At 37.0% G+C, this 18803-nt stretch carries 14 protein-coding genes and 1 other annotated feature; of the genes, 2 read left to right on the top strand and 12 right to left on the bottom strand.

Translation table 11 applies throughout. The annotated features are described in order from the left end of the window. Positions 1–367: 367 nt before the first annotated feature. The 4 genes from ACFCYJ_RS23755 to asnB form a co-directional block, all read right to left on the bottom strand. Positions 368–1894, bottom strand: coding sequence for a diguanylate cyclase (locus ACFCYJ_RS23755; protein WP_376077849.1), 1527 nt, complete (start codon positions 1892–1894; stop codon positions 368–370). A 173-nt stretch (positions 1895–2067) separates the two neighbouring features. Then, on the bottom strand, positions 2068–2781 hold the full coding sequence (locus ACFCYJ_RS23750; RefSeq protein WP_376077846.1) for a pseudouridine synthase: 714 nt from the start codon (positions 2779–2781) through the stop codon (positions 2068–2070). Positions 2782–2790: 9 nt separating this feature from the next. After that, complete coding sequence (locus ACFCYJ_RS23745; RefSeq protein ID WP_376077843.1) at positions 2791–4404, bottom strand: putative polysaccharide biosynthesis protein; 1614 nt, start codon at positions 4402–4404, stop codon at positions 2791–2793. 504 nt (positions 4405–4908) lie between these two features. Next, positions 4909–6756, bottom strand: a complete 1848-nt coding sequence (asnB, locus tag ACFCYJ_RS23740) for an asparagine synthase (glutamine-hydrolyzing) (RefSeq protein WP_376077840.1) — start codon at positions 6754–6756, stop codon at positions 4909–4911. A gap of 256 nt (positions 6757–7012) precedes the next feature. On the opposite strand from asnB, the gene ACFCYJ_RS23735 reads away from it, so the two are divergent. Both ACFCYJ_RS23735 and ACFCYJ_RS23730 read left to right on the top strand, forming a co-directional pair. Then, positions 7013–7246 (top strand): hypothetical protein, encoded by a 234-nt coding sequence (locus ACFCYJ_RS23735; protein ID WP_376077837.1) that lies wholly within the window; start codon positions 7013–7015, stop codon positions 7244–7246. 103 nt (positions 7247–7349) lie between these two features. Next, positions 7350–8600: a BaiN/RdsA family NAD(P)/FAD-dependent oxidoreductase gene (locus tag ACFCYJ_RS23730; RefSeq protein WP_376077835.1), complete on the top strand. Its 1251-nt coding sequence runs from the start codon at positions 7350–7352 to the stop codon at positions 8598–8600. 120 nt (positions 8601–8720) lie between these two features. Here ACFCYJ_RS23730 and ACFCYJ_RS23725 read toward each other — a convergent pair whose 3' ends face one another. The 8 genes from ACFCYJ_RS23725 to ACFCYJ_RS23690 form a co-directional block, all read right to left on the bottom strand. Further along, positions 8721–9413 carry an AIM24 family protein gene (locus ACFCYJ_RS23725; protein ID WP_376077833.1) on the bottom strand — a complete coding sequence of 231 codons (693 nt, stop codon included), beginning with the start codon at positions 9411–9413 and terminating at the stop codon, positions 8721–8723. Between the two features lie 130 nt (positions 9414–9543). Beyond that, the gene (locus ACFCYJ_RS23720) at positions 9544–9786 is read right to left on the bottom strand and encodes a hypothetical protein (RefSeq protein WP_376077830.1); all 243 of its coding nucleotides are present in this window, start codon (positions 9784–9786) and stop codon (positions 9544–9546) included. Positions 9787–9920: 134 nt separating this feature from the next. Beyond that, positions 9921–11192: an L-lactate MFS transporter gene (locus tag ACFCYJ_RS23715; protein WP_376077828.1), complete on the bottom strand. Its 1272-nt coding sequence runs from the start codon at positions 11190–11192 to the stop codon at positions 9921–9923. A 975-nt stretch (positions 11193–12167) separates the two neighbouring features. Beyond that, a complete protein-coding gene (locus ACFCYJ_RS23710; protein WP_376077825.1) occupies positions 12168–13103 on the bottom strand; it encodes a hypothetical protein in 936 nt (311 codons plus the stop codon). After that, positions 13090–13611, bottom strand: a complete 522-nt coding sequence (locus ACFCYJ_RS23705; RefSeq protein ID WP_376077823.1) for a sigma-70 family RNA polymerase sigma factor — start codon at positions 13609–13611, stop codon at positions 13090–13092. The genes ACFCYJ_RS23710 and ACFCYJ_RS23705 overlap by 14 nt, the downstream gene beginning before the upstream one ends. A 98-nt stretch (positions 13612–13709) precedes the next feature. After that, positions 13710–16124 (bottom strand): leucine--tRNA ligase, encoded by a 2415-nt coding sequence (leuS, locus tag ACFCYJ_RS23700; protein ID WP_376077821.1) that lies wholly within the window; start codon positions 16122–16124, stop codon positions 13710–13712. Between the two features lie 90 nt (positions 16125–16214). Next, positions 16215–16426: a binding site (T-box leader), on the bottom strand. Positions 16427–16489: 63 nt separating this feature from the next. Beyond that, positions 16490–18232: a SulP family inorganic anion transporter gene (locus tag ACFCYJ_RS23695; protein WP_376077818.1), complete on the bottom strand. Its 1743-nt coding sequence runs from the start codon at positions 18230–18232 to the stop codon at positions 16490–16492. Positions 18233–18297: 65 nt separating this feature from the next. After that, positions 18298–18645 carry an ArsR/SmtB family transcription factor gene (locus ACFCYJ_RS23690; protein ID WP_376077816.1) on the bottom strand — a complete coding sequence of 116 codons (348 nt, stop codon included), beginning with the start codon at positions 18643–18645 and terminating at the stop codon, positions 18298–18300. Between the last annotated feature and the right edge of the window lie 158 nt (positions 18646–18803).

The following is an 18803-nucleotide window of genomic DNA, read 5'->3' as shown; positions in this document are numbered from 1 at the left end:
CAGATAAAACATTTGTTGCTGTCGCTTCGCTTTCGCACAGATAAAACATTTGTTGCTGTCGCTTCGCTTTCGCACAGATAAAACATTTGTTGCTGACGCTTCGCTTTCGCACAGAGCAAAGCTTCCTGGGGGCGTCCGATGATCCCCAAGGAGTCGCCCAGCCTCCACTCCAATCAACTAATATAAATGGCATATGTTTCAACAAATGTCATCCACAACTTTGGTAATGAGCCAATAAAATGTAATAGGGCTTTTACTGGCGTTAACTTCAGACAAAAAAATCGCTCCAGTCCTATAACCGAATCCTAAGCATTCGAAATATTTGCTTGGACTCACTGTAATAGTAATGGAGCGAATGATTATAAAATTATTTTAAGTGGCTTTGGCTTCCTTCATCGGCAGCAGCTTCTTTATAACTTGTGTATTGGTCTTTACCGGCATTTTTCGATCGATATAATGCCTTATCTGCACGCTCAAACAAGCTTCTTTCTGACTCATCTGAATGACTGCAAATGGCACCGCCCATACTGACTGAAAGTACAGACCATTTATCAACAGAGATTTTATCCGCATACTTCAAGTGATGAATTTTCTCCAAAATAGAATGCGCTAATCTTTCCATATATTCATCTTTCGTATCATACAAAACAATGGCGAATTCATCTCCACCAAATCTAACAACAAAGCCATTTTTCCCTACTTCTTGTTTTAAAGTTCTGGCTGTTTCAATCAGGATCTTGTCACCTTCAACATGTCCAAATCGATCATTTACTTGTTTAAAATTATCTAAATCTAACAGCAATAAACCGGGTTGATTCGTCTTCCTTTTTCTTAATAAATTGCCCATTTTTCTAATATAGGTAGCACGATTATAAACATTCGTTAATGGATCATATGTTGCGAGATGAATCGTTTTGGAAAGGAGCTTATTGATGACTAATAGCATGATGAAAGAAGTTACTAAGGCAATGCACAGTAACATTCGAAACTGCTTTGTATTTTTAGTTAGCGCTCTAATTTCTGTGAAATTACCGTATTTTACATATACAACTCTTTTAGAGGATTCCCCCCGAACCGCTTCTGCTTTATATGGTAAAAAACGATACCTTTCAATATAGCCATTTTTAAACTCCTTTTGATATTCCGTTGGCTCCATCGTATTTTTTGCTAGCTCAAAATGCTCTTGAAATATTTTCGATTGATCATTTACAGTTTTACGAGATTTAGAATCACCAAAGAAAACCCCTCCCGCAGTTATCGTTTTTACTTCTAACAAATCAGCATATTTATCAATTAGATAGTCAGCAGTCTTTCCGAAGTTAAAAGTTTGGAATACAGGATCTTCAAGTAAGTCTATCCCTACCTCGAACAAATATTTCTTGTCAGGTGTTGCTAGATAACCAAATTTTCGATATCCCCCAGTAGTTGTTGAAATATCAATACCATCACCATAGTATTTCCCGCTTACTCGACGTTCGTCTAGTAAAGTAGAAAAACGTGTGCAGCATTGAGAAAAATTTAAACCTTTATCTTTTTCAAAAGTTGTATAAATTACGGTATTTGATTGATCGAGTATGTACACATCCATTCCATGCTCGTTTTTTATTTTCTGCAAATCCCACTTTGCTATATGTGGGTTTTCTTCATAATATGTAATTAGTTTTCGTAGTAGTGCTTCCATTTTCTCAGAGAGATTTTTATCAAAATAATAATGTGCATTATCTACCGTTTGCATATCTGTCAGAATATGATTTTCAATTAATGTTCTATTCATGACTTCTTGTTTTTCGATATCCGCCGTTAGTATTTGCCTATTGAAATAAAAAATTACAGTAACAAGTATTAATGCAAAGGCAATTAAAGATATTAATAATTTAATTCTTAAGTTTTTCATTAACGTGTCCTCTACTTATTTTCACCATCATTTTTTCGAAACATTTAGTGATTTTTTAGTACCATAGACTAAATAGCTTTTCACCAAAGGTTACATCAATTATACAGTTGCTGGTATAAGTATGTATATAAAAAATACCCCGATACTAATCGTCGTTAGCATCGAGGAATTCTTTAATCCCTATTTTGTAAGCAGGCTAGCTCTTCAGCCGTTAATTCTCGATATTCACCTAAATCTAGACTGTCATCTAACTTTAGGTTGCCCATTGATAGGCGTTTTAAATAGGTTACACGTTTTCCAACAGCCTCAAACATACGCTTCACCTGATGAAACTTTCCTTCTTGGATCGTTAACTCAATTTCTGATTGTTGAGCTGATATTAATATGATAAGCTCTCCCGGTTTGGTTACATAACCATCATCTAGCTCAACACCTTGAGCAAATTTCTCACAATCTTCCTCAGTCACAATTCCTTCTATTTGTGCATAATAAACCTTTGGCACATGTTTTTTAGGAGACAATAAATTATGTGCTAACGCACCATCATTCGTTATTAGCAATAATCCCTCTGTATCTTTATCTAGGCGACCAACAGGGAAAGGCTCGAAATGCTGATGTAAAGGATCTAACAATTCGATGACAGTCTCATCTCGCAAATCTTCCGTAGCAGAAATAACGCCAGGAGGCTTATTCATCATAAAGTATACAAATTCTGTATAGTTCACACGTTCACCAAATACGGAGACATCCTGCTTGTCAGGATCAACATGTAATGCTGCATCCTTCGCATATGCGCCATCTACTGTCACTGCTTTTTGCTTTAGAAGCTGCTTAACTTCCTTGCGTGACCCGTAACCCATATTCGATAGTAATTTATCTAAACGCATTAGTACCTCCTATTTAAACCCCAGTTTGTTTGTAATTCTTGTCAATCGTTCACCGAGAAGCTTTTGTGCTAAGCCTAGGCGTAAAGACAAATAGCCATATACTGCTACACCTACTCCAGCACAAATAACAGAATAAACTAATGCAGAGAATTTACCACTTACTGGTCCCATTATTAACACTAAAAGTTTATGAACGATTAGTACACTTACCGCCATTGCCGCTGTCAAAAGTGAAATGAGCATGACACGACGAATAACCATTTCTGATTTGTAGTTCAGTGTTTTTCGTAGCACAAGCATATTAATGATAATTGAAACACTATAGCCAATAGCTGTAGCAAGAAGTGCGCCATCTGCCTCCATCAAACGAATTAAAGGAATATTAATCGATAGCTTGACTAAAATCCCAGATAATAAGCTGAGGACAATCCACTTTTGGAAATCAATGCCCTGTAAAAGAGCTGCCGTCACTTGGAATAATGCAAATAAAATAGCAACAGGTGCGTAATGGGCTAAAATCATAGCCCCCATCTCACTTTCAGTATAGAGCATAAAGTAAATTTCATTCGATAACAATGAAATCCCAACTACCGCAGGCAATGTAATAAAAATTAATATTTGATATGTTTTATCCATTGCATGTCGTAGCGATAAATATTCGCCTTGCGTAAAGTATTTTGTAATCGTCGGTACTAGTGCTGACGAAAAACCTGTAGCTAACATTACTGGGATAATGACAACCTTTTGTGTTGTAAAGTTAATCATTGATAAATACTTATCCGTTACTTCCGCTAAGCCTATAGATATCATAGCTCCATTAAACGTTAGCATATCCACTAATTGGAACAACGGATTGGCTACGCCTACAAATACCATAGGAATTGAATACGTAATTACTTCTTTATATATGTTGGACATTGGTAGCTGTGTAGACGTCACACTTTGACTTCGCAGTAAATCAAATTCAGGTTGATATTTCTTCCAATAATAATAAAGTACTAGCAACCCACCAATTGCCCCAATAAATGCAGCAAATACTGCAAAGGAAACAGCTGTTTCTGGTTTCCCTTTGAAAACTACCACAACTAAGAACGAACCACCCAATAACACAACAATACGAACAATTTGCTCTACTAACTGAGAAACTGCGGTAGGTTCCATTTTGTCATAGCCTTGGAAAAATCCACGCCAGAGACTCATAAATGGCACAACAATTAACGCAAAACTAACCCAGCGAATAACTGAAGCAATTTGCTCTACCGTAAATGCCTGTTCATCACTTTTAATAACAAGCCCCGCTATTGGCGTAGCTAATATAAAGAGAACAATAAACGCAGCTAATCCAGTACACATCATAATAAGTATGCCAGATTTCATAAGCTTGCGGCCTGATTGGTAATCACCCAATGCATTGTATTTAGAAACAAACTTGGATACGGCAATTGGCGCACCTGAGATGGCTATTGCTAGCATTATCGAATAGGGAATATATGCATATTGATAGAGAGCAACATTTTCCTCACCTACAATCGCATAAAAAGGAAAAATATAAATTAATCCGAGCACCTTCGATAAAAACATTCCCATTGTTAATATCGCAGTACCTTTCATTAAATTGGACATCGTACCCATCCATTCATCGTAAAATCAATATTTTCAATATCGTAACACTTATAAAATATTTGCTGTTAAAGGTGCTTGTTTCAGTACAAGCAGAGCAGTCGTTTTTCAAAGTATTCGACGTTTAACCTGCTTCTTAAGCAGTTCTTTCTGTTTCTTGAGTACTTTTACTGAGTACTTGAGCGGTTTCTTCCGCTACCCGAGCACTTTTACAGGATCGTTTTAAACGCTGTCATATCAATTATGCCTCGGCAAAATTGCGTCCGGAATCGGCTTTGTGCTTAGCAAAATTCAGCAAAACAACAAGAAAGCACATCATCGCAAAATATTAAATAAGTAAACCAATTGTAATTTTAACATATTTATAGGTATACAGACGCAGAAATACATTAAAAAGTTCTAGAAGCTCCATAAAAAATAGAGACTGGTCCTCCCTACTAAAAGTAGAAGGCTCAAAATAATCGGTGGAGATTACGAAAACCCCCACCGATTAAAGCTACTTCTCTATTACATATCTACGAAAAATTGTTTATACCATACTAAGAACACATAGGCTGTCCAAATATAACGTCCACGATTCGCTTTTCCTTCATAGTGCTCATCTAGATAGCCTACTAATTGTTTTGTATCAAAGAATTCATTAGCAAAGTCAGTTGTAAACATTTCTTTTACCAACTTGTAATACTTTTCTTCACGCAGCCAGTGGCGAATTGGCACTGGGAAGCCAAGCTTTGGACGTTTTGCCCATTCTTCAGGTAATTCCTGATGTGCAGCTTGACGAAGAACATATTTCGTATCAATGTCATTTACGCGATATTTTGATGGAATGTTTTTCGCTAATTCCATCACTTCTTTATCTAAAAATGGTACACGTAATTCAATAGAATGAGCCATACTCATTTTATCTGCTTTTAATAAAATATCACCTGGCATCCAAAGATTTAAATCAAGATACTGCATTTTAGTAACATCATCATCACCTGGAACTTCATCGTAAATACGTTTTGTAATCGATTTAACAGATGGACCATTTTTATAGTCTGGTTTCAAGACATTTAATGCATCTTCTTCGTCCCATACAACCGCTTCCCCAATGAAGCGTTCTTCTACTGTTTGACCACCTTTAACGAGGAAGTTCGAATATTGATTTTTAGGTAACGCCTCTGCTATACCACGTAACGCTTTACGAATACCAAATGGGATTTTCTCATATTTTTGCATTTTACCAGAGTTTTGGTACCATGAGTAGCCACCAAAAATTTCATCCGCACCTTCACCTGAAAGTACTACTGTTACATCCTTCGATGCTAACTCAGAAAGGAAGTAAAGCGGTACAGAAGATGGGTTTGATTGTGGCTCGTCCATATGCCACTGAATTTTTGGTAATGCTTCAAAACACTCATCTGCCGAAATATATTTACGTTCATTTTGAATATTTAATGTATCCGATAAATCTTTTGCTAAATTTGTTTCATTAAACATATCCTCGTAGTCAGAGAAACCAACAGAGAAGGATTTATCAGGGCGTAATAATGAAGTAATATAACTTGAATCAATACCACCTGATAAGAAAGAACCAACCTTTACATCACTTATTTGATGCGCGTCTACTGATTCACTTACAGTCGTACGAATGTCTTCTACATATTTTTCAATTGGAGCTTCTTTGGCATGGAATTTTTTATCCCAATACTGCACAATTTGCTTTTGTCCATTTTGAATAAGCATATAGTGTGCTGGTTGTAATTTGTACACACCTTGAAAGAACGTTTCGTCCATTGAAGAATATTGGAACGTCAAATAAGGACGTAGCGCATTTTTATTTAATTCTTTAATAAATGATGGGTGTGGTAAAAATGATTTAATTTCTGAACCGAAAATAAAAGTACCATCTGTTGTGTTTTCTGTATAATACAGTGGCTTAATACCAAAGCCATCACGAGCGATGAATTGTAAATCATTCTTTTTATCCCAAATACAGAATGCGAACATTCCGCGAAGCTTTTTGACAAAGTCTACTCCGTATTCAACATAACCATAAATAATAACTTCACTATCAGAGTGTGTTTTAAAGTTGTGACCTTTTTCAATCAAATCAGCACGTAGCTCTTGGAAGTTAAAGATCTCCCCATTAAATACGAGAACGATGTTACCATCCGCACTGTACAACGGCTGATTTGCCACGTCTGATAAGTCGATAATACTTAATCGACGGAATCCTAACGTTACTTTATCATCACTGTGAATCCCGCCGCTGTCTGGTCCACGGTGAATAATTGTATTCATCATATTTTCGATCGTTTGATGATGATCGATCACATTTGTTCCATTAATATAGCCTATAAATCCGCACATTCTATTTTTCACCTCATAATTTAGTGCATAACCTTTACCATAATAGCATGAAAAGACATTCATTTCATACCGACAATACATATAAAGTAAAACTTTCATCAGTGAATTTATTCTACACCGATTATTCGATCAACCAACGAGCTCTTTATCTCTCGAAAATACCTCAATTTCCCTTCAAAACTTTACACACTTAAGCTCTTCACCATAATGTGGAGTTGATTTCCGTTCCGACTGGGCGCTTTCCTAGGGGCGTCCGATGAGCCGCTTCACTCGCGATGCTCGCTCCAGGGTCTCGGGCCAACACGATGTTGGTCACGAAGGCGTTATCACAGGATGTGATGGTTTTAGCCTTCGTTCCTCTATTGCTGATCCCCAAGGAGTCGCCCAGTCTCCACTCCAATCAACTGATATACATAGCAAAAGTTTTATCACATGTCATTCCCAACGTTATGGTGACGAGCTACTTAAAGTAGAAGATAAGGAATTATAAAATACTTTTGTTTTATTTTCAATGTGAAAGAAGCCCCTCTATATAGACTTCATGTATAATAGGAAAGATTCCTAATTTGAAAAGAAAGTGAGTTTTTAAATATATGTACGATGTTATCGTTATCGGTGGTGGCCCATCCGGTTTAATGGCTGCTATCGCTGCTGGAGAACGTAAAAAGAAAGTATTATTACTAGAAAAAGGGACAAAGCTCGGCAAAAAATTGGCCATTTCAGGCGGTGGTCGCTGTAATGTCACAAACCGTTTGCCCGTGGAAGAAATCGTCAAGCACATACCTGGAAATGGTCGTTTTCTTTACAGCCCATTCACGGTTTACAATAACGAGGATATTATTGCATTTTTCGAAGGACTTGGTGTGGCATTAAAAGAGGAAGATCATGGGCGTATGTTTCCTGTATCTAACCGCGCGCAAGATGTTGTAGATGCACTTATTCGCCAGCTTCAGAGACTACACGTGGAAGTACGCTTAAACACACCCGTTAATAAGTTACTAATGGATGAAGAAAAAATTCTCGGGGTACGCCTTACAGATGGCACAGAAATTCGTAGTGAGGCAGTAGTCGTAGCCGTTGGTGGGAAAGCTGTTCCACAAACAGGCTCAACAGGAGATGGTTATCCATGGGCAGATCGTGCTGGCCATACAATTACAACGCTTTTCCCTACTGAGGTTCCTGTTCTATCAAAAGAGGATTTTATTCAAGCTCGTGAGCTACAGGGACTTGCGTTACGTGATGTCGCTGTCTCAGTTTTAAACAAAAAGGGTAAGGCGCTCGTCACACACCAAATGGACATGCTCTTTACTCATTTCGGATTAAGCGGTCCTGCTGTTTTACGCTGTAGTCAATTTATCGTGAAAGAATTAATGAAAACAGGTTACGAGCCTGTGACAATGCGTATTCAAACACTTGTTGTTTATAATGAGGAAACGTGCCTGCAATATTTAAACAAACTCATTAAAGAAGATCCAAAAAAAGCGGTAAAAAATGTTTGGAAAGGAATTGCGCCTGAGCGCTGGCTACTATTTTTATGTGAGCGTGCAGATATCGATGTACAAATGACAGGTACTGAATTATCACAGGAAAAAATCCGCAACTTAGCTAGATTACTCGTCAATTTCACAATGACAGTTAGTGGTACACAATCCCTTGAAAAAGCATTTGTCACTGGTGGTGGCGTCTCTGTTAAAGAGATTGAACCAAAGACAATGGCTTCGAAGAAAAAGAATGGTTTATTTTTCTGCGGGGAAATCCTTGATATTCATGGCTACACAGGAGGCTATAATATTACGTCTGCACTCGTTACAGGACGTATTGCAGGGATGAACGCAGGAATGTAGTATACTTTGTATTTCGGACTTCTATTAGCGTTTTCCCGGAAGTTATCAACGACTTAACAGCGATTCGAGTTGCTTGCTATCATATAAAAAGCGTGTCCTGAAAACGCGGACACGCTTTTTTTAGCCTTCTTTTGACATATATACTTCCTCATATGGTTGAATGATGACAAACCCTTCACCAGAAAACGCCATTTGAATGGATTCACCACTACCTCGACCGATAAATGTTCGGAAGCTAATATCTGTTTTAAACTCGGGAGACAAATTACCTGACCACGCTACTGTGGCATGTGGATCAGTATAGATCGTTTCACCAGGCTTCACTAACAAGGTTAACGGTTCGAAATGAGTTGTAATGGCTACCTTCCCTCTCCCTTGTAAGGTTACATTAAACAACCCACCTGACATGACTCCTGCCATTTTACGCATTAAATGAATATCCCAATCAATACTAGGTTCAAATGCGAGTAAATCATTACCGTTTACACAAATACCTTCATCCTTTAGATCGAAGACCGTTATTTTCTTCCCTTGATCGGCTAAATAAAGTCGCCCCTTACCTTTCGCTTTCATAAGTTGTGTACCTTCGCCGGTTAATGCCTTTTTAAACATTTTACCTAAGCCATGCTCTAACACACGCTCACGCTCAAATTTAATATCTCCTACGTAAGAAATCATCGCGCCCATTTTCGACCAAACCTCGCCATTTAGGTTGACCTCTAATACACGCTCAGTTTCTAACTCGAAATATTCATTTTCGTTGTCGTCCTGCTGTGTTTTATTAATAAACTCATTTAAAGAAAATTTCCCCATATCACATTGCCTCCTTATTTATTTTTATATACGTTTTAACTTTGGGAAAGATTCAATCAAAATCAATTATGCCTCGGCATAATTGCGTCCGGAATCGGCTTTGTGCTTGTCACACCCGCTGAAAAGCAGCTTAATCCGCAATCATCTCACCACCTATAGAGGTAGGAGACTTCTGTAGCTGACGCTTCGATTTTGCTACAAAAAAATAATTGCTGAAATAAGTTAAAAACGAAAGGTGGTGACCAAAAAACATTTGTTTGATGTCGTTCTCTTGAAAATCGATTAATGAACCTCGCATTTGCTTTCCGTTACAAAATTTCTCTTTTGGTAGCGAAATCACTTTATTTCCCGTAATGATATTGACATCAGACATCGACTGTTATACATTAAACAGAGATTAATCAAGTGTTATATAACAACAGCTACAAAAAAAAAGACCATACAAGCGTCATGTGCGAAATGACACTCATATGGCCAATACCTTCAAGTGCGAATTGAAAGTAAAATTTATTGTGTAGCGGAGACGTCTCCAACCTTTTCAGAAGCTTGTTTTAACGCTGTTCGTTTACGTACATCTGCACGTAATGTTAATGAAATAATTAATGAAGCAGCTATTAATCCTGTAAACACATAGAATACTGGAATATAACTTCCATAAGAGTTTTTAATTGTGCTCACTAAAAGCGGTCCAAAAATACCACCTAATGACCAAGTCGTTAATAAATAACCATGAATAACTCCAAGTTGTTTCGTACCGAATAAATCACTTGCAAATGCAGGTAGATTTGAGAAACCTCCACCATAGCAACTAACAACTAAGAAAATAAGCGCTTGGAAAATAATAACGTTTGTTGTATGCGGTAAGACGATAAATGTAACTAGCTGTGCGATAAAGAAAATTACAAAGACGTTCGAACGACCAATATAGTCAGACACAGCAGCCCATATTAAACGACCACCACCATTAAATAATCCCATTATTCCTACCATTGTTGCGGCTCCCGCAACTGATAATCCTACAATTTCTTGAGCCATTGGAGATGCAACAGAAATCATCATAATACCTGCTGTTACGTTTACTAAATGCATCGACCAAAGCATCCAGAAATGCTTAGTTTTTACAGCTTCACGTGCTGACATGACAGCTAAATCTTTTTTCACTACTTCTTTACCATTATCTGCAGCAGCCTTCATATTCGCTGGCATATAACCAGGTTTAGGCGGTGCTATATATGAAGCCCCTAAAATCATTAACGTGAAATAACTTGCCCCTAAAATAAAGTACGTTGTAGAAATACCTACAGCCTCCATTAAGTTAGCTGCGACTGGCGCTGTAATAAGTGCCCCTGATCCAAATCCAAGTACAGCCATACCCGTTGCTAAACCGCGGCGATCTGGGAACCATTTTACTAATGTCGATACAGGTGCAATATAACCAATACCCATACCCAGTCCACTTAGTAAACCATATGTTAACCAGTACATTGTTACGGAATCCATGGAAATCGCTACACCCGCACCAGCTTGTCCTGCCCCAAATAGAACAGCTGCTATCATCGCAGATTTACGTGGCCCCATTTTTTCTACTAAGTTACCAAATAATGCTGCTGAAAAACCAGCAAGCCCCATCATTATTGTGAAGGCAACAGTTACGTTTGTTTCACTCCATCCCATTTCTGTGACAATCGGTAGCTTGTATACACTGTATGCATATGCTCCACCGATTGAAAGGTGAATAGCGATTGCGGATAATGCAATTAACCATCTATTTTTATTCATAATTTCTCTTTTCTCCCCTCTTTTGCTACCTGTGAAAGTTTTATGAACGTCCATGTAAAACAATTTAACACTTAGAATTATTCAAATGCAAGATGTTTTTAAAAAAAATATTATTTCTCCAAAAAGTTTTTTATTTTTTACCCTAATAATCTTATAACGAAAACACTACAGTCTCTAAGTAAATAGATGTTTATTAAACGAAAACTACAACATTTTTTAGCTAATATTATTTTTCTACTCTATTATCCAACTCTACATAAATTATTTTGATATAATTAATCTTGTGCATATTTTCACATGCAATCTATGTATATTCACTTTTTCTAACGCTTATTATTTCTTCGTGTTTTTTTAAAGGCTCATGAACAAATATCCATTAAGTAGAAATTCCGTGAACAAAAGAGAATTTCAAAGACGAAACAAAGAAATTTCTTTCACGCAAAAAGAAACTTAAAAACCATGTCAAATGATTCGTTTAACTTTTAATGGATATTCAATTAAATAAATACAATACACATTGTGCATACTTCAAAACGAATAATCATTACCTATTCATTTTTATTATTCAAATATATATTTTTTCTTTTAAAAAGAATTCTATACATTTTTTTAGCTATGGCTAGTTATGCTTTTCAAACTTAAAAACAACTAAACCAATCAGCTATAACAGAAATATTTGCTATAGTGCACAAGTGAAAAAAGTACTTTTTAACTAAATATTGTTAATGAATACGGAACCCAATTATGGATCTTTTTATGTAAATCTCAACACATTCTATATTTGATTTTTTTAGTGTTTGTTATTTTAATACTTCAATTATCACTTTGGTTCCTTTTAAAGAGATGTGTATTTGATGATTGACAGTCAATTTCAGACGATTGTCATTACATATTTCATAATGAATTTCACAATTAATCTAGTCATGAATCAAAAAGAGATGCTCTGGAATAATTCGAGCATCTCTTTCCTTTCTATTAAAAATAAATGATAAATACAATTATTAGTGGCACTAGTGCAATAAATGAACCGATTGATATATAATGTCTTTTTTCCTCACGCCCATAATAATAGTCAATCACAATTGTGCTTATCGTGGCGACAGCTAAAAATCCGAATATTGCAGCTGTATATATAAACCACCCATATATATTAAATAAAATTAAAGCCGCCCCTTGTATAAACTTAGCAACATATGTTGTACTTTGATGGCCTGCATTTATATATTTTGGCTCCTTTGGAATGCTAAACTTTTTTCGAATTGCTTTTTCTAAAAGCCACCCTAGAAAGAGAACAATTATTAAAAATGTAAGCATCTCACCTAAACTAATATCTTTTTCATCTTTTCGCATAAGGGCAATAAATGCCGAGGCAGTATCATCATCTGTTACTTTGTAGAAAATATTAGTATGTCGATCGCTAAAAGCTAGCTGCCCATCGTTTAAGAACATTTTTAACTGCATAACCTGCCCATTGTCAAACTCCACCCATACATCACGATATGCATAGTAATCACTATCTTTTTTCGATATAACTGCCTTTTGGAGTGTATTCGCAATGAGCGTTGTTTCCAAATCTTTTTTATAAGTCTGTTGCACTAAGATCCAACCAGTTCTTCCAGCCTTAAAGGAATCTTCCTCCCAATTTTGTGCAATCGTAAATCGTTTAATATTTTCATGTTGAGCTAGCTCAACAATCGCAGCATGCTTTGCTACATCTTCTTGCTTCCATGGACCAATTACAATCAAAAAGAATAACGTCACGACTGTCCCAATGATAATCGCTGGATATTGCCATCTACGAGGTTTTTTATCTTCTTGAGATACATTGTGCAAAATACGCTCCTGCAATTGTTGTGAGAAACGTGGGGCTTCTCCAAGCTCTTTATCCAGTTTATCCTTAAAAGATGTCATCTTCTAGCACCTCCCAATGGCTTTTGTCCAGTTTTTCCTGCAAAATTTGTCTAGCTCTACGCAGTCTTGTTTTCACTGTATTTTCTGTACACCCAAGAACCTCTGCTATCTCCCGAACCTTTAATTCTTGATAATAATAAAGAATGATAACTTCTCTATAGATGATCGGAAGCTCAAACAAAGTGGCTGTCACAATTCTTCGCTCATCCTTTTCAAGTAAATTTGTTTCAGGCGACCGTTTACTGACCCCAATGTGCAGCTTTTCAAATAAAATATGACGCTTATTTTTCCAGCTTCGTAAATAGTCATGGCTTTTATGTACTGTTATTTTTACTAAATATGTTTTTAGTGAGGATCGTTGTTCAAAGCGCTCCTGTTGCCGATAATAAGCAAAAAATACATCTTGAACAATTTCTTCTGCAATAGCCCAATCTTTAACATATAGATAAGCTACACGAAGGCAATATTCACCATGCTCCTCCATAATATTTGCTAAATGCTCACTCAAACAAACACCTCCTATTCACACTATAGTCGTATCGAAATCTCAGTTGGTTTCAACAGAAAAGAAAAAAAGTGCCCAAATATTGGACACTTTTTACATTATTATTTAACTACGATATTAACAAGCTTACCTGGAATGACAATAATTTTCACTAAGTTTTTGCCTGCCATGTACTCTTGTACTTTGTCATCTGCAAGTGCTACTTTTTCAATTTCTTCTTTTGAAGCATCTTTCGCTACGATGATTTTTGCACGTACTTTACCGGCAACTTGAACTGCGACTTCCACTTCATCATCAACAAGTTTAGACTCATCATATATTGGCCATTCCTTGTATGAAAGTGTTTCGTCATGGCCTAATATCTGCCATAACTCTTCTGCAACGTGTGGAACCATTGGAGCTAGCATTTTCACAAAACCTTCAGCGTATTCTGTTGGAATTACATCCGCTTTGTAGCAATCATTGATGAATACCATCATTTGTGAAATAGCTGTATTGAAGCGAATACCTTCATAATCCTCTGTCACTTTTTTCACAGTTTGATGATATGATTTTTCAAGTGTTTTGTCATCAGAAGCTTGAATTTTCGCAGCGATTGTACCATCTTCATTGACAAATAGACGCCAAATACGATCTAAGAAGCGACGTGCCCCGTCCAAGCCATTTGTTGACCATGCAACAGATGCTTCTAGTGGACCCATGAACATTTCATATAGACGTAAAGTATCCGCACCGTGTGAAGAAATGATTTCATCCGGGTTAACGACATTGCCTTTTGATTTAGACATTTTTTCATTACCTTCACCAAGAATCATCCCTTGGTTAAATAATTTGTGGAATGGCTCTTTCGTGTGTACAACGCCTAAATCGTATAATACTTTGTGCCAGAAGCGAGCGTATAGTAAGTGTAATACTGCGTGCTCTGCCCCACCGATATAAATATCGACTGGTAACCAGCGTTTCAGTAATTCAGGGTCCGCAATTGCTTCTTTATTTGTTGGGTCAATATAACGTATGAAGTACCAGCTAGAACCTGCCCACTGTGGCATCGTGTTCGTTTCGCGACGACCTTTTTTGCCTGTTTCAGGATCAACAACATTTACCCATTCAGCAATGTTCGCTAACGGAGATTCACCCGTACCTGAAGGACGAATATTATCTGTTTTTGGTAGCACTAATGGTAATTCTGATTCCGGTACTGGCGTCGTTGTACCATCTTCCCAATGAATCATAGGAATTGGCTCTCCCCAGTAACGTTGACGAGAGAATAACCAGTCGCGAAGACGGTAAGAGATTTTCTTTTCCCCTACTCCTTTTTCCTCAAGCCATTGAATTGCCTTAGCAATACCATCCTCTTTGTTTAAGCCATCAAGGAAGTCAGAGTTAATATGTTTACCATCCCCTGTGAATGCTTCTTTGCTAATGTCTCCACCTTCAAGGACAGGAATAATTTCTAAACCAAATTCTGTTGCGAATTCATAGTCGCGCTCATCATGTGCTGGAACTGCCATGATAGCACCTGTACCATATGATACTAATACGTAATCCGCAACCCAAATCGGCATTTTTTTACCGTTAATCGGATTAATTGCATAGGCACCTGTGAATACGCCTGTTTTTTCTTTTGCTAAATCTGTGCGTTCTAAATCAGATTTCAATTTTACTTTATCTAAATAAGCTTCAACAACTTGTCGTTGTTCCGTAGTTGTAATTTGCTCCACTAATTTATGCTCAGGTGCAATAACACAGTATGTAGCACCAAATAACGTATCAGGACGAGTTGTAAACACTGTGAAGTTTTCATCTGTTCCATCTATACTAAATGTTACTTCTGCACCTTCCGAACGACCAATCCAGTTACGTTGCATATCCTTAATAGACTCTGGCCAATCAACTTCCTCTAAGTCATCAATTAAACGATCAGCATAGGCAGTAATTTTAAGCATCCATTGCTTCATTGGACGACGTTCTACAGGGTGACCACCACGCTCTGACTTTCCATCAATAACTTCTTCGTTTGCAAGTACCGTTCCAAGTGCTGGACACCAGTTTACAGCTACTTCATCTACATAGGCTAAGCCTTTTTTATGAAGTTGGATAAAGATCCATTGTGTCCATTTATAGTATTCTGGATCTGTTGTGTTAATTTCACGATCCCAGTCATAGCTAAAGCCTAACTCTTGGATTTGGCGCTTAAATGTTGCAATATTTTTCGCTGTAAATTCTGCTGGGTCATTTCCTGTATCAAGTGCATATTGCTCTGCAGGTAAACCGAATGCATCCCAGCCCATAGGATGTAGGACGTTATAGCCTTGCATACGCTTGAAGCGTGAAAGGATGTCTGTCGCTGTATAGCCCTCTGGATGCCCTACATGAAGACCAGCACCAGATGGATATGGGAACATGTCTAACGCATAAAATTTTGGTTTTTCTGTTTCATTTTCAGTTTTAAACGTTTTATTATCAGCCCAATATTGCTGCCACTTTTTTTCGATTTGTAGATGATTAAAACTCATTATTTTTCCTCCTTTGAATGTGTCATGCTCTTCAACTCAAGAATTGACAAAATATTTGAAAAATAAAAAAACTCGTCCCTTTCTTCATTAGAAAGGGACGAGAGAATTCGTATCTCCCGCGGTACCACCCACATTAGTGATCACACTCGGCTTTAGCTTCCTTAACGCGGAAGGAACGGCACGAGCTGTTTCACTCGGGCAGACTCAGAAGGCGAGTTCAATTTGCTTTCCTACTAGCTCCCACCAACCGCTAGCTCTCTAAAAAGAAACACAAATTTACTATTCCTCATCATTGTCTTACATGTATTGCATTTATTCTAATGGAAAGTACTGAAAAGCACAAGACTTTGTTTACATACTACCCATTATTGAACAATTAAATTCTCTTTTTCTTTTGGTTGGGATAATTCCTGACATTCACGGAAAGCAAAGTGCTTACATCCAATACATTTATTTGTATCTAAATAACTTAAAGCTTTATTTATCGCTTCTCCTGTATGCGGATAAAAATTATCCTCACCAATTTCATCATATAGGCCATTGTGCTGTAGTACCCTTTTTAATTCATCTTGTACACCTGTAACTAAAATGGTGCCGCCCTGCGTTTTGAAATTTTGAATGATATTGCTAAAATATGCTTCACCTGTTGAATCCATAAAGGGTACTTTACCCATGCGTAATACCAAAACTTTTTGCTGTTGCTGAATGGAACTTACAATTGCCTCTTCAAAATTTTGGGCTGCACCAAAGAAAAGCGGACCCTCAACTGTATAAATACTAATTTGTGGACAGTCACGTTTTTGATGAACAGCATGTGATTGTACCTTCCCGCTCTCTTTCGAATGATCCGGTAAAACCTTTGTTACCACAAGCTTTTCGCTCATACGCTTTGCAAATAATACGACTGCTAATACGAGCCCAACCTCTACAGCTAATGTTAAACTTGTAAAAACAGTAAGAAGAAACGTAATGGCTAAAACGAGGGAATCTCCTGATTTTAATTTAACGATATGCCCAAAATGCTTTTGCTCACTCATATTCCAAGCAACAACCATTAAAACTGGAGCCATACTTGCTAATGGAATATGTGAAGCAAAGGGCGCTAGTAATAATAAAGTGACTAATACAAATACACCGTGAATAATACCTGATATTGGTGATACTGCACCTGTTTTAATATTTGTTGCAGTACGAGCAATAGCCCCTGTCGCAGGGATCCCCCCAAAGAAAGGAGTGACGATATTAGCAATTCCTTGACCAACAAGTTCGCGATTACTATTATGTTTTGTATTTGTCATTCCATCCGCTACTACTGCAGATAGAAGTGATTCAATTCCGCCTAGCATAGCAATCACAAAGGCTGGTCCAATAAGTAGCTGAATTCGCTCCCATGTGATATCTGGAATCGCAAAATTCGGTAATGTATTAGGAATTTGACCATAAGCTGTTGCTATTGTGGCAACTTGACCAGAAAAAAAGAACGTTGCAACTAGTGTAGAAACAACAATGCCTGCTAACGCCCCTGGAACTTTGGGTAAAACTTTCGGTGTTATTAAAATAATGATAAGACTAATGATCGCCGTTAAAACACTATAAAAGTTTGTCGTACCAATATGCATAACAATTTCTTTTACATTGTCAATAAAATACTCATGTCTTTTAATATTTGTTAAACCTAAGAAATTGGCAATTTGGCCTGTAAATATAATAACTGCAATTCCTGCTGTAAAACCTATCGTCACGGGACGGGGAATAAATTTTATTAATGAGCCAAGTTTAAAAATACCCATTAAGCACAAAATAATCCCGGCCATTAATCCAGCAATTAGTAAATTTTCATAGCCATACGAAATGACTATCCCTAACAAAATTGGCACAAACGCACCTGTAGGTCCTCCGATTTGAAACTTCGAACCACCAAAAAGAGAAATAAGTATTCCAGCAATAAAAGCTGTATATATTCCATACTCAGGCTTAACACCTGACGCAATGGCAAAGGACATTGCCAGTGGTATTGCTACAATCCCGACAATAGTCCCTGAGATTAAATCTTTCCTCAAATGATGAACAGAATATCCTTCATATCGCCCTGTAAACAGTGACTTCATCTATAAATCTTCCCTTCAAAATAATAAGCAAGGTAAATGTTTCATAAGAACACAGTCTACAAAATTTACATATCTTCTTCATTATTTTCGTTAATAGTCATTTCTTCTAATCTTGTAATTGTATTTATTAAGTGATTGTTGAAAATATCTTTTGTTACACCTAGTAATTCTCCAATCATCGGATCGCTTAAAGAATAGTAAACTTTTTTCCCCTCTTTCGTCCCATGCACAATATTTTTACCTCGTAATACACTTAATTGCTGAGAAACAGCTGAGCCTTCTTTTTCTAAGCAGCTTTGAATTTCATTGACATTTTTCTTACCGTCTACTAGTAATTCCAATATTCTAATTCGTAATGGATGTGCTAAAGCTTTAAAAAAATCTGCCTTAAATTGCTGCAAGCTCTCTTCCACATAAATCCCTCCACGGAACTTCATTTTCATATATTCAAATATTTGAATATGTATGATTGATTGTACGCTACTATAAGCAAACTTTCAATATCAAACATTAAAAAACGAGCAAAAAACGTGTTTCCCACACAGTTTTTGCTCGTTTTCGGAAATTCTTT

It is taken from the genome of Lysinibacillus sp. NPDC056232 (assembly GCF_042267565.1).
Taxonomy (GTDB): domain Bacteria; phylum Bacillota; class Bacilli; order Bacillales_A; family Planococcaceae; genus Lysinibacillus.
The sequence above is the reverse complement of the archived record's forward strand: the minus strand, read 5'-3'. Positions and strand labels throughout refer to the sequence as shown.

Bases quoted from the DNA above. Each gene is read 5' to 3' on its own strand.
- ACFCYJ_RS23695 (WP_376077818.1), bottom strand. From the start codon at position 18,232: ATGAAGTCACTGTTTACAGGGCGATATGAAGGATATTCTGTTCATCAT.
- leuS (WP_376077821.1), bottom strand. From the start codon at position 16,124: ATGAGTTTTAATCATCTACAAATCGAAAAAAAGTGGCAGCAATATTGG.
- ACFCYJ_RS23750 (WP_376077846.1), bottom strand. From the start codon at position 2,781: ATGCGTTTAGATAAATTACTATCGAATATGGGTTACGGGTCACGCAAG.
- ACFCYJ_RS23755 (WP_376077849.1), bottom strand. From the start codon at position 1,894: ATGAAAAACTTAAGAATTAAATTATTAATATCTTTAATTGCCTTTGCA.
- ACFCYJ_RS23720 (WP_376077830.1), bottom strand. From the start codon at position 9,786: ATGTCTGATGTCAATATCATTACGGGAAATAAAGTGATTTCGCTACCA.
- ACFCYJ_RS23745 (WP_376077843.1), bottom strand. From the start codon at position 4,404: ATGTCCAATTTAATGAAAGGTACTGCGATATTAACAATGGGAATGTTT.
- ACFCYJ_RS23735 (WP_376077837.1), top strand. From the start codon at position 7,013: ATGAGCCGCTTCACTCGCGATGCTCGCTCCAGGGTCTCGGGCCAACAC.
- ACFCYJ_RS23715 (WP_376077828.1), bottom strand. From the start codon at position 11,192: ATGAATAAAAATAGATGGTTAATTGCATTATCCGCAATCGCTATTCAC.
- asnB (WP_376077840.1), bottom strand. From the start codon at position 6,756: ATGTGCGGATTTATAGGCTATATTAATGGAACAAATGTGATCGATCAT.
- ACFCYJ_RS23730 (WP_376077835.1), top strand. From the start codon at position 7,350: ATGTACGATGTTATCGTTATCGGTGGTGGCCCATCCGGTTTAATGGCT.
- ACFCYJ_RS23725 (WP_376077833.1), bottom strand. From the start codon at position 9,413: ATGGGGAAATTTTCTTTAAATGAGTTTATTAATAAAACACAGCAGGAC.
- ACFCYJ_RS23710 (WP_376077825.1), bottom strand. From the start codon at position 13,103: ATGACATCTTTTAAGGATAAACTGGATAAAGAGCTTGGAGAAGCCCCA.